General features: G+C 64.5%; 9 protein-coding genes. All 9 read right to left on the bottom strand.

The window, feature by feature from the left end; all coding sequences use genetic code 11:
• Nucleotides 1-85: 85 nt before the first annotated feature.
• A complete protein-coding gene (locus AC1DYX_RS20690) occupies nucleotides 86-1,189 on the bottom strand; it encodes a ribonucleotide-diphosphate reductase subunit beta (RefSeq protein WP_477262271.1) in 1,104 nt (367 codons plus the stop codon).
• A 155-nt stretch (nucleotides 1,190-1,344) separates the two neighbouring features.
• Nucleotides 1,345-1,593 carry a hypothetical protein gene (locus AC1DYX_RS20685; protein ID WP_477262269.1) on the bottom strand — a complete coding sequence of 83 codons (249 nt, stop codon included), beginning with the start codon at nucleotides 1,591-1,593 and terminating at the stop codon, nucleotides 1,345-1,347.
• Between the two features lie 402 nt (nucleotides 1,594-1,995).
• A complete protein-coding gene (locus tag AC1DYX_RS20680) occupies nucleotides 1,996-4,926 on the bottom strand; it encodes a ribonucleoside-diphosphate reductase subunit alpha (RefSeq protein WP_477262267.1) in 2,931 nt (976 codons plus the stop codon).
• A gap of 639 nt (nucleotides 4,927-5,565) precedes the next feature.
• The gene (locus AC1DYX_RS20675) at nucleotides 5,566-7,080 is read right to left on the bottom strand and encodes a sigma-54-dependent transcriptional regulator (protein ID WP_477262265.1); all 1,515 of its coding nucleotides are present in this window, start codon (nucleotides 7,078-7,080) and stop codon (nucleotides 5,566-5,568) included.
• A 46-nt stretch (nucleotides 7,081-7,126) separates the two neighbouring features.
• Entirely contained in the window at nucleotides 7,127-8,839 is a 1,713-nt protein-coding gene (locus AC1DYX_RS20670; protein WP_477262263.1) for a sensor histidine kinase, read from the bottom strand.
• Nucleotides 8,840-8,847: 8 nt separating this feature from the next.
• Complete coding sequence (locus AC1DYX_RS20665; RefSeq protein WP_477262261.1) at nucleotides 8,848-9,138, bottom strand: PP0621 family protein; 291 nt, start codon at nucleotides 9,136-9,138, stop codon at nucleotides 8,848-8,850.
• Entirely contained in the window at nucleotides 9,135-9,938 is an 804-nt protein-coding gene (locus tag AC1DYX_RS20660) for a cytochrome C assembly family protein (RefSeq protein ID WP_477262259.1), read from the bottom strand. Before AC1DYX_RS20660 ends, AC1DYX_RS20665 begins: the two co-directional genes overlap by 4 nt.
• 50 nt (nucleotides 9,939-9,988) lie before the next feature.
• Nucleotides 9,989-10,783, bottom strand: coding sequence for an ABC transporter ATP-binding protein (locus AC1DYX_RS20655; protein ID WP_477262257.1), 795 nt, complete (start codon nucleotides 10,781-10,783; stop codon nucleotides 9,989-9,991).
• A gap of 1 nt (nucleotide 10,784) precedes the next feature.
• On the bottom strand, nucleotides 10,785-11,618 hold the full coding sequence (locus AC1DYX_RS20650) for an ABC transporter permease (protein ID WP_477262255.1): 834 nt from the start codon (nucleotides 11,616-11,618) through the stop codon (nucleotides 10,785-10,787).
• Between the last annotated feature and the right edge of the window lie 174 nt (nucleotides 11,619-11,792).

The raw sequence follows: 11,792 nt of genomic DNA, 5'->3' as shown, positions 1-11,792 counted from the left end.
CCGTTGAGTCATCCCCCCATCAAATGACAAACCCGCCGAGCGGCGGGTTTGTCATGCCTGGAGAGGCAAGTCAGGCGATCCGGGATCAGTCCCAGTTCAGCGCGCCACCGGTCTGGTACTCGGTCACACGCGTCTCGAAGAAGTTACGTTCCTTCTTCAGGTCGATCATCTCGCTCATCCACGGGAACGGGTTTTCCTCGTTCGGGAACAGCGGGTCGAGGCCGATCTGGACGGCGCGGCGGTTCGCGATGAAGCGCAGGTAGCCCTTGAACATGGCGGCGTTCAGGCCCAGCACGCCGCGCGGCATCGTGTCTTCGGCGTAGCGGTATTCCAGGTCGACGGCTTTCAGGAACAGGCCCTTGATCTCATCGCGGAATTCCGCCGTCCACAGCTGCGGGTTTTCCATCTTGATCGTGTTGATCAGGTCGATGCCGAAGTTGCAGTGCATCGATTCGTCGCGCAGGATGTACTGGTACTGCTCGGCGGCACCGGTCATCTTGTTCTGGCGGCCCAGCGCCAGGATCTGCGTGAAGCCGACGTAGAAGAACAGGCCTTCCATCAGGCAGGCGAACACGATGATCGAGCGCAGCAGCTTCTGGTCGTTTTCCAGGGTGCCGGTGTGGAATTCCGGATCGTTGATGACCTCGATGAACGGGATCAGGAACTGGTCCTTGTCGCGGATCGACGGGATCTCGTTGTAGGCGTTGAAGATTTCACGCTCGTCCAGGCCCAGCGATTCCACGATGTACTGATAGGCGTGGGTGTGGATCGCCTCTTCGAACGCCTGGCGCAGCAGGTACTGGCGGCATTCCGGCGCCGTGATGTGGCGGTAGGTGCCCAGCACGATGTTGTTGGCGGCCAGCGAGTCGGCGGTGACGAAAAAGCCCAGGTTGCGCTTGACGATGCGGCGCTCGTCTTCGGTCAGGCCGTTCGGGTTCTTCCACAGCTCGATGTCGCGCTGCATGTTCACTTCCTGCGGCATCCAGTGATTGGCGCAGCCGGCCAGGTATTTGTCCCACGCCCATTTATATTTGAACGGGACCAGCTGGTTGACGTCGGTTTTGGCGTTGATGATGCGCTTGTCGTCCGCGTTCACGCGCTTGGCGACGTCGGCTGCGCTGGCTTCAGGATTAGCAGTAGTAACGGGCGCCGGTACGGCGGTCGGTTCATCGTCCCATGACAGAGCCATGATTTAAATCCTCTAAACGGTTAACAGCACCTCCTGCTTAAGAGTGAGGCGACCAAAATAAATTATTTTATTACGCAAGCTCAGCCTAGACTAGTTAGTCAGTTCTACTGCACTTGTAAAGCAGCAGGTCGAGAAACCGACCTGCTGCGAGCCATTTATCGCTCCCTGTTCGCTTGAGACAAAACGGAGGCCGCAAGGGCCTTCGTGTCATCACTGTACTTGACACTGTTCAGCACCTTAGAAGCAGTGGTTTCCATTGCCGCACCAGTTTGATTGCCTTTTTGTGCTTGAGACAAAACGGAAGCTGCCAAGCTCTTTGCGACGCCAGATGCACCAGGGTTACGCAAAGTGGCTGCTGCTTGCGATGCAAGTTTGGATGAAGAAGCTTTCGAGTTGAACGACATTGATGCTCCTACTAAGTTCAGGTTGCTATGGATTTGAGATGACACTTGTCCTCTCAACGGTTTTAGCGTCCGGCATAACCGGAGTCGCATCGAGTTCACCTCTGCTTTCCAAGCCAGAAGGCGAACGTTTGACGTAGGCAGGCCCTACCTGTTGTGCCCTATCGTCATACCGCCCGATAACAAACTTGATCCTTGCAATACTAAGCATCGAAGTTTAAACTCCCCCACCTAGCATCTGATAAATGCAAGTTCAAGAGAAGACCAAGGACGTTGTTTTGGCTTCTTTTCCTAGAGCGCCCATGAGCTGCAACTCATGGGCGTTTCTTTTTAAGCGCTGTTCGGCGTACATCTACCAAATGAGCACGTAAGCCTACTCGGCTGCAACCGAGCAGGCATCACCTCTTACTGGCAGGCTTCGCACTCGTCGAAGCCCGCATCGCCCGGCCGCAGGTAGCAGGCCGCGCCTTCCACGACGTCCGCTGCGCTTGCTGCCACCGGTGCCGGCGCTGCCGGTGCGGCAGCGGGGGCTGCGGCCGGGGCCGCAGACAGCCCCCCATCGACCGCCACGGCGTTCAGTGCGCCGGTGCGGGTGGTCGACTTCTCCATGTGCGTCGCGGCGATCGTGCGCAGGTAGTAGGTCGTCTTCAGGCCGCGCAGCCAGGCCAGTTTATAGGTCTCGTCCAGCTTCTTGCCCGAGGCGCCGCCCATGTAGATGTTCAGCGACTGCGCCTGGTCGATCCACTTCTGGCGACGCGACGCGGCTTCCACCAGCCACTTCGGATCGACTTCGAACGCCGTGGCGTAGATGTCGCGCAGGTCCTGCGGGACGCGGTCGATGCGCGACAGCGAGCCGTCGAAGTATTTCAGGTCGTTGATCATGACCTCGTCCCACAGGCCGCGCGCCTTCAGGTCGCGCACCAGGTACGAGTTGATCTCGGTGAATTCGCCCGACAGGTTCGACTTCACGTACAGGTTCTGGAACGTCGGCTCGATACAGGCCGAGACGCCGATGATGTTCGAGATGGTCGCGGTCGGGGCGATCGCCACGCAGTTCGAGTTGCGCATGCCGAACTGCCTGATGCGGTTACGAACCACGGCCCAATCCATCGATTCGGACGCGTCCTGCTCGAGGTAGCCGCCGCGTTCTTCCGCCAGCAGCCTGATCGAGTCCTGCGGCAGGATGCCGCGGTCCCACAGCGAACCTTCGTACGACTGGTAGCGGCCGCGTTCCTCGGCCAGTTCGGTCGACGCCAGGTAGGCGTAGTAACAGACGGCTTCCATCGAGCGGTCGGCGAATTCCACGGCCTTGTCGGACGCGAACGGCACGCGCATCATGTGCAGGCAGTCCTGGAAGCCCATGATGCCCAGGCCGACCGGACGGTGGCGCAGGTTCGAGTTCTCCGCCTTCTTGACGGCGTAGTAGTTGATGTCGATGACGTTGTCGAGCATGCGCATCGCCGTGCGGATGGTCTTCTGCAGCTTGACCACGTCCAGGCCGTCGCCCTTCATGTGGGCCGGCAGGTTCACGGAACCCAGGTTGCAGACGGCGATTTCGTCTTCGTTCGTGTTCAGCGTGATCTCGGTGCACAGGTTCGACGAATGCACGACACCGACGTGCTGCTGCGGCGAACGGATGTTGCACGGATCCTTGAACGTGATCCACGGGTGGCCGGTCTCGAACAGCATCGACAGCATCTTGCGCCACAGGTCGAGCGCCTGCACCTTCTTGTGCACGGTCATCTCGCCGCGGGCGGCCTTCGCTTCGTACTTCACGTAGGCTTCTTCGAACGCCTTGCCGACCTTGTCGTGCAGGTCCGGCGCTTCCGACGGCGAGAACAGGGTCCACTCGCCCTTTTCCATCACGCGCTTCATGAACAGGTCCGGAATCCAGTTCGCGGTGTTCATGTCGTGCGTGCGGCGGCGGTCGTCGCCCGTGTTCTTGCGCAGGTCGAGGAATTCCTCGATGTCCAGGTGCCACGTTTCCAGGTAGGCGCAGACGGCGCCCTTGCGCTTGCCGCCCTGGTTGACGGCGACGGCGGTGTCGTTGGCGACCTTCAGGAACGGCACGACGCCCTGCGACTTGCCGTTCGTGCCCTTGATGCGCGAGCCGAGCGCGCGCACCGGGGTCCAGTCGTTGCCCAGGCCACCTGCGAATTTCGACAGCAGCGCATTTTCCTTGATGGCGTCGTAGATGCCTTCCAGGTCGTCGGCGACGGTGGTCAGGTAGCACGACGACAGCTGCGAGCGGCGGGTGCCCGAGTTGAACAGCGTCGGGGTCGAGCTCATGAAGTCGAACGTCGACAGCAGGTTGTAGAACTCGACGGCGCGCGCTTCGCGGTTCTCTTCACGCAGCGCCAGGCCCATGGCGACGCGCATGTAGAACGCCTGCGGCATCTCGATGCGGGTGTCGCGGATGTGCAGGAAGTAGCGGTCGTACAGGGTCTGCAGGCCGATGTAGCCGAACTGCAGGTCGCGGTCGGCGACGATCGCCTTGGCCAGCTTCTGCAGGTCGAACTTGCCCAGCTCCTCGTCCAGCAGCTCGGCTGCGATGCCCTTGGCGATGTATTGCGGGAAATAAGTGATGTATTCAGCGGCGGCGCCGGCTTGCGGCACGTCCTTGCCGAAGATCTCCTTGCGGATCGAGTGCAGCAGGATGCGCGCGGTGACCTGGCTGTAGGCCGGGTCCWTTTCCATCAGCGCGCGCGCGGCCAGCACGGCCGACTTGTGCAGTTCCTCGACGGGCACGCCGTCGTACAGGTTCTTCATGGTCTCGGCCAGGATGGCGTCGGCGTCGACGTGCTTTTCAAGGCCGGCGCAGGCGGCATTGATCAGGGCCGACACTTCGTTCATGTCGAGCAGGCGGCGCGCACCGCCGTCGACCACGTGGATCTGCGGGGCAGCGATTTGCGCGGCGCCGGCGGCTTCCTTGGCCAGGCGGCGCTCTTCCATGCGCTTGGCACGGTACAGCACGTATTCGCGGGCGACGTCATGCTCGCCCGAGCGCATCAGGGACAATTCCACCTGGTCCTGCACATCCTCGATGTGGAAGGTACCGCCGTTCGGCTGACGGCGCACCAGCKCCGCGACCACGTTGTTCGTCAGCTGCTCGACCAGGTCGCGGATGCGCGCCGATTCGCGGCCCTGCTCGCCGTTCACGGCGAGGAAAGCCTTCATCATGGCGACTTCGATCTTGTTCGGCTGGAACGGCACCACGGCGCCGTTGCGGCGGATGATGCGGTAGTCGTTATTGGCGACCAGCTCGGCCGCACTCTTGCCAGCCGTCGTTCCTGCTGCGACGTGCGGGTTGATGGAAATGTCCGAAGATGTTTGCATTGAGCCTCCCAGCATGGCGGTTGCTACGCCACGGCCTTCACGATTGGATAGATATGAGCCCTCGATTCTTTAAATCCAGGGAAAGCTGCCAACTCATCAAAATTGGCAGCTCGATAACTTTTTGCCGATAAAAATAGGAGCAGCAATGTTGAGAAAAAAAGCGTTGCGCTCCTACTCTGCCTGTTCGGCATTAAGGCCGTTGACCACTAGATGTAGTAGACAACGGCCTTACAGACCTAATTGTAGTCGATGTCCGTGAAATTTATGAGCTCCGCTTGTAAGATTTTTTTCTTGACATCGAACAGGGCCGATATCTGAAGCCTTCAGCACGAAGTAAGCACTAACATTAATTTCATGGCGCATTTTGCGGTGCTCATTTATCGTGCATAATTCCAGCGAATCGTGTCATTTTTGCTTTGCTGCGTTGGCGAAAAGACCACGCGGGAACCTCGAAAAACCCGTCGCGAGCGGCAGCAATGTTGTTCGAGAAGCGCATCTGTACGAGAGTACAGCCGGTCCGCCGCCGCGGAGCATCGCAGAACGACAGCCTACGCGGCCCGGCCTACGCGGCCCGGCCTACGCGGCCCGGCCTACGCGGCCCGGTACAACCCGCAGCAGGTTTTTCGACGTTCCCGGCGCTCACGGTTCGGGGGCGTGAATGTCCAGCTTCTGCATCTGGTAGCGCAGCTGGCGCACGCTGATGCCGAGCAGGTTCGCGGCCTGCGTGYGGTTGAACTGGGTCTGGTTCAGGGCGCGCAGGATGATGTCGCGCTCGACCTGGCTCAGGTAGTCGGGCAGGTTGCTCGGGAGCGCGTCGGTACCCGGCGGCAGCGGCGCTTGCGCGGCGGCGCCCGGGGCAGCGTCGCCCGACGTAGCGACGCCCGACGTAGCGACGCCCGACGCAGCGGCGCCCGACGTAGCGACGCCCGCCTCTTCCGGCACGGCGACCGGGGGTGGCGGGACGGGCGCGCCACCGCCCTGCGGCACGACGGCCGCGTCGCCCAGCTTTGCCCCCTTCAGCAACAGGTCGCCCGCCTCGATCACGCCATCGTCGGCGAAGGCCAGTGCCCGCTCGAGCACGTTTTCCAGTTCGCGCACATTGCCCGGGAAGGCATAGCCGCGCAACGCGTCCAGCACGCCGGGGCCGAGGCGCGCGCCACCCGGGCCGGCCAGGCGCGCGAGGATGGCGTCGACGAGCAGCGGCAGGTCATCCAGGCGCTCGCGCAACGGCGGCAACGTCAGTTCGATCACGTTCAGGCGGTAGAACAGGTCCTGGCGGAACGCGCCCGTCTCGACGCATTTCGCAAGATCCTTGTGCGTGGCGCTGATGATGCGCACGTCGACCGGTTCCTCGACCGTGGCGCCGATCTTGCGCACGCGCCGCTCCTGGATCGCGCGCAGCAGCTTGACCTGCATCGCGAGCGGCAGGTCGGCCACCTCGTCCAGCATCAGCGTGCCGCCGTTGGCGGCCTGGAAAAAGCCGTCGCGCTCATCGTTCGCACCCGTGAAGGCACCCTTGCGGTAGCCGAAAAACTCCGCTTCCATCAGCGCTTCGGGAATCGCGCCGCAGTTGACGGCGACGAACGGCTTGCCCGCGCGCGTGCTCTGCGCGTGGATCTCGCGCGCGGCCAGTTCCTTGCCGCTGCCGGATTCGCCGTTGATGGCGATCGGCGCCTGGGAGCGCGCGAGCCGGGCGATCTGCGCGCGCAACGACTGCATCGCGGCCGACTCGCCGATCAGGCGCGACGTGCCGCCCGTGCTGGCGCTTGCAGATGCCGGCGCCGGGTCGGACAGCTTCAGGGCCGAGCGCACCATCGCGCGCAGGTCGTCCAGCACGACGGGCTTCGACACGTAGTCGAACGCGCCGGCCTTCAGCGCCACGACGGCATTCTCGGCGCTGCCGTACGCGGTGATCACGGCGATGGGCGTACTCTTGTGGCTGGCCGCCACCTCGCGCACCAGTTCCAGGCCGAGGCCGTCGGGCAGGCGCATGTCGGTCAGCACCAGCGCGTACGGTTTCTGGCCGAGCAGCGTGCGCGCTTCGCGAACCGTGGCGGCGCTGTCCACGTCGAGTCCCATCTTGAGCAGGGTGATCTCGAGCAGCTCGCGCAGGTCGGCTTCGTCGTCGACCACCAGGATGCGGGGTGAGCTCATGGCTGTTCTTCCGTGACGTTGACTCTCTAATATATATAGGTGCGCGCTAGATTGATGCGAAGGTGATCACGAACCGGCCGCTGGCCTCGCCCGCGCCGTTGCCCGCGCCGTTACCCGCGCCGTTACCCGATTCACCGGGCCGGACGTCTTCCAACCGGTATTCATAGTCCAGCATCGCACCGTTGTTCAGGCACAGTTCGCGCGCCAGGTACAGGCCCAGGCCCGTGCCCTTGCTCGACGTCGTGTAGAACGGCTCGAACAAATGGGCGCGCACTTCCGGCGTGATGCCGGGGCCGTCGTCCTGCACGTGCAATTCCATGCGGCCCGTCGCGTCGAGCACCGGGCACACGCGGATGCTGGCCGGCTGGCCGCTCGCATAGCGGATCGCATTGCCCAGCAGGTTCACGAGCACCTCGCGCAGATGCAGCCCGTCGAAGCGCACGCTGCGTCCGCCCGCATCGCCCACCCACACTATATCACCGGCCATGTCGTGCATTTCCGTGAACTCGGCCTTCAATTCCGGCAGGAAGTCGTCCAGCGCCACGGGCGTGCCGTTCGGCTGCACCTTGCGCGACAGCTTCAGGATGTCCTCGACCATGCGGTTCACGCGCACCACGTTGTCGTTCACGATGCGCAGCAGGCGCGTTTCGGCCGGGCCGTGCAGGTCTTCGGCTAAAAGCGACGTGGCGTGGCCGATCGCCGACAGCGGATTCCTCACCTCGTGCGCGATGCTGGCCGTCAGCCGGCCCATCGACGCCAGCTTGAGCTGCTGCGCCTGGTTTTCGATGGCGCTCACGTCCTGCAGGAACACGAGGCTGCGCTCGGCCGCGCCTTCCAGCGTGTCGACGCGGGCAAAGCGCAGCTTCAGGTGCACCGGCTGGTCGAGGCGGCCGCGCACCGGCCCTTCCGTCTCGTGCCAGCGCTTGATCGTGACAAAGCCGCCCGTCGCCGCCGCGGGCGCGTCCATGCAGCAGGCTATCCATGCCGTGAAGCGCTGCGCCACCGGCTCCAGCGCGGGCAAGTCGGCCAGCGCGAAGGTCTGGCCATCTTCGCTCGGCTGGGTCTCCAGTCCGAGCATGCGGCGCGCCGCCGGGTTGCCGCCGAAGACGGTACCGTCGCGGCCCAGCACGAGGATGCCGTCGTCGACGTCATCCACGACGATGCGATAGATCGCCTGCTGGATGCGCAGGTCGGCGCCGCGCCGCGCGGCCAGTTCTTCCTGGTTGATCAGCCGCGCCGCCAGCCGGTTCAGCACCAGCACCAACGCGAAGAACGCGGCGCCGGTCAGGCCCGCCTGCGTCAGCGGCGGATTCTCGGCGCGCAGGAATATCTGCCACGTGCTCTCGGCCAGCACGAACAGCGTGGCCAGCGCGGCCGAGAACAGCGCCGGCACGAGCGGCGCAAGGATGGCGGTGCCGGCCAGTGGGAACAGGTAGAGCAGCGCCAGGCCGCTGCGCATGCCGCCGGCGGCCAGGTACAGCAGCGAGATCGCGACGAGGTCGACCAGTATCTGGACGGCCAGCTGCCACAGGAAGCGCCGGCGCCAGCGCTGGGCGGCGAACGCGAACAGCAGAGCCGCCGCGACGTAGGCAATGCAGGTCTCGGCGTAGACGGTACCCTCCATGCGGCCGCGCTGCGCGCCCACCGAAAGGTAGAGCAGAAGCACGAGCGCGATCACGATGCGCGTGACCGTGAGCGTCTGGAGCGAGCGCCAGAACGTCGAGCGCGACTCGGTGGAATAAGACGGCCAGGGCGCCATGCGGCGGCTTACCTGGTTTCCTGGTGCGCGTGCGCCGGGCTGCAGTAATCGCGGCCGCCGGCCCGCACGGCCTCCGACGACGGGAAATAGATGCCGCAACGGGCGCAGCAGGCCATCGCCTCGGACTCGTCCTGGACACGGCGCCAGGCCGTGCCGTCATTGCCGGCCTGCGCCTGCGCCGGGCCCGCGGCCGGCCCTTCGGCCGGGCCCTGGGCGCGCGCCAGCGCGGCGCGCAGTTTGCTGCGTACGGCTGCCACCACGAGGATGACGAGCGCAATCCRGAATAGCAGTCGCGTCATACGAACCCCCGGTGCAGAACGACTTCAAAAACGAAACGGCTGCCGACATACGCCAGCGCCAGTGTGGCGAATCCCGCCAGCGTGAAGCGCAGCGCGGTCTTGCCGCGCCAGCCGCGCCAGCGGCGTCCGGCCAGCAGCGCGGCGAACAACACCCACGACAGCAGCGCGAACACATTCTTGTGGTCCCAGCGCAGCGCGCGCCCGAACAGCTCCTCGGAGAACACGATGCCCGACAGGACGGTGAGGCTGAGCAGGACGAAGCCGATGCCGATCATGCGGAACAGGAGCTTTTCCATGGTCAGCAGCGCCGGCAGCTGGTCGATCGCGGCGCCCAGCCAGCCCTTCTTCGCGCTCTTCGTGTGCAGGCGCGCCTCCTGCAGCGCCATCAGCACGGCGTGGAACGCGGCGATCGTCAGCGTGCTGTACGCCGACACCGCGACGGCCACGTGCCAGCCGAACGCGGGCGACTGCGCCTGCACGGGCATCAGGTTGCCGGGGAACAGCGGCGGCAGGATCGCCGCGACGGCCGCGCACGGCATGACCATGCGGCGCATGCCGTCCAGCGCGAAATTGCGGTTCTCGATCCAGTACGCGGCGACGGAAATCCACAGCGCGGCCGACAGCATGAACGCGAAGCCGACGCGCAGCGTGCCGTTGGTCACGATGTCCGGCCACAGCGCGGCGCCGTGCACGGCCCAGGCAACGGCAGTCACGGCGGAAATGGCGGATCCCTGCCGCGACGGCAGCAGGGCGCATACCGCGTACAGGATGGCCGCGGCAATAAATAGGGAGAGTTGCATACGCGCGAGTCTACACCATCCCGATGACGCGGGAACAGCTTGGCGTTTTGTCAATCCACTGTCGCAGCCCGGATCTCCGCGGCATGATGGCGTTGCTGTTCTTCCATCACCATCAGCCCCAGCTCGCGCTTGAGCGCATTGAACTCGGGCGCCGCCGGATCGCGCAGGCGCGGCAGGTCGACCAGCATGTCGCGCTTGATCGTGCCCGGCCGGTAGGTCATCACGACGATGCGGTCGGCGAGGTAGATCGCTTCCTCGATGCTGTGCGTGACGAAGATGAYGGTCTTCTTCAGCTCGGCCCACAGGCGCAGCAGCTCGTCCTGCAGGTTGCGGCGCGTGAGGGCGTCGAGCGCCCCGAACGGCTCGTCCATCAGCAGGATCGGCGAATCCAGCGCCAGCACGCGCGCGATCGCCACGCGCTGGCGCATGCCGCCGGACAGGTCCTTCGGATAGCGCTTCGCGAAGTCGTCCAGCGACAGCATCTTCAACAGCCCACCCACGCGCTGGGCGATCTGCGCGCGCGCCATGCCCTTGATCTCGAGGCCGAAGCCGACGTTCTGTTCCACCGTCATCCACGGGAACAGCGCGTATTCCTGGAACACCATGCCCCGTTCCGGCCCGGGGCCGGCGACCGGCACCCCGTCGGCCAGCACCCGGCCCGACGTCGGCGGGGCGAAGCCGGCGATGGCGTTCAGCAGGGTCGACTTGCCGCAGCCGGAAGGCCCCAGCAGGCAGACGAACTGGCCGCGCGGGATCTCGAGGTCGATGTCCTGCAGCGCGACCATGTTGCGGCCGTCGGAGTCGAATATCTTGCTCACGTTGTCAATGACGATGTGTGCACTCATGTCAGTGCTCCAGGCCGCGGTGCCAGCGCAGCAGGTGATTGTTCAGTTTGTTCATGCCGGAATCGATCGCCAGCCCGAGGAGACCGATCGTGATCATGCCGGCGATGATCTTGTCCGACCAGAAGTATTCGCGCGCCTCGAGGATGCGGAAGCCGAGACCGTTGKTCACGGCGATCATCTCGGACACGATCACGACGATGAACGCGGTGCCGATGCCGATCCGCATCCCGGTCAGGATGTAGGGCACGGCCGCCGGCAGGATCACGCGCACGAACATCGTCGGCCCGCTGGCGCCGAGGTTGCGTGCCGCGCGCAGGTAGATGCCGTCGACCTGGCGCACGCCGGCGATCGTATTCATCAGCACGGGGAAGAAAGCGCCCAGCGCAATGAGGAAGATCGCCGGCGGATTGCCGAGCCCGAACCACAGGATCGACAGCGGGATGTAGGCGATGGGCGGAATCGGGCGCAGCAGCTGGAACAGCGGGTTCAGCCAGGCGTACGCGATGCGGCTCGCGCCCATCGACAGCCCGATCGGCAGGGCGAGGCCGGCGCCGACGAGGAAGCCGACGATCACGCGGTACAGGCTGCCGAGGGCGTCGGTGATCAGTTCCCCGGACACCAGCCACGCGAGCCGCCCGCCGCCGTTCGCCTCATGCCAGGCCTGGTAATCCTGCAGCGGCAGCAGGTACGCGACCCACTTGCGCCACACCTGCAGCGGCGACGGCAGGATGTTCTCGTTGACCCAGCCCATGCCGGCGACCCACTGCCAGATTGCGATCGCGACGACCGGCACCACCAGGCCGATTGCGATGTCTTGCCACCTGCGTTTCGTCATCTCCGCTCCCTCACAAGGTTCAATACCGCATTACGCCAACGTTCGCGTGGGCGGAGGGCCGCCCACCCTACGTACCTCGTTTCGTCATTTACGCCAATACATCGCAAATGGTGGCGGAGCGCCGTAGGGTGGGCATTTGAGGCCGGGGGGGATTGATGCCGGGGGCATCAATCC

Source organism: Massilia sp. P2_C2 (genome assembly GCF_056404615.1).
This window is presented reverse-complemented; position numbering and strand designations above follow the sequence as displayed.

Coding starts and splice junctions, on each gene's coding strand:
- AC1DYX_RS20690 (WP_477262271.1), bottom strand. CDS start 1,189: ATGGCTCTGTCATGGGACGATGAACCGACCGCCGTACCGGCGCCCGTT.
- AC1DYX_RS20685 (WP_477262269.1), bottom strand. CDS start 1,593: ATGTCGTTCAACTCGAAAGCTTCTTCATCCAAACTTGCATCGCAAGCA.
- AC1DYX_RS20670 (WP_477262263.1), bottom strand. CDS start 8,839: ATGGCGCCCTGGCCGTCTTATTCCACCGAGTCGCGCTCGACGTTCTGG.
- AC1DYX_RS20660 (WP_477262259.1), bottom strand. CDS start 9,938: ATGCAACTCTCCCTATTTATTGCCGCGGCCATCCTGTACGCGGTATGC.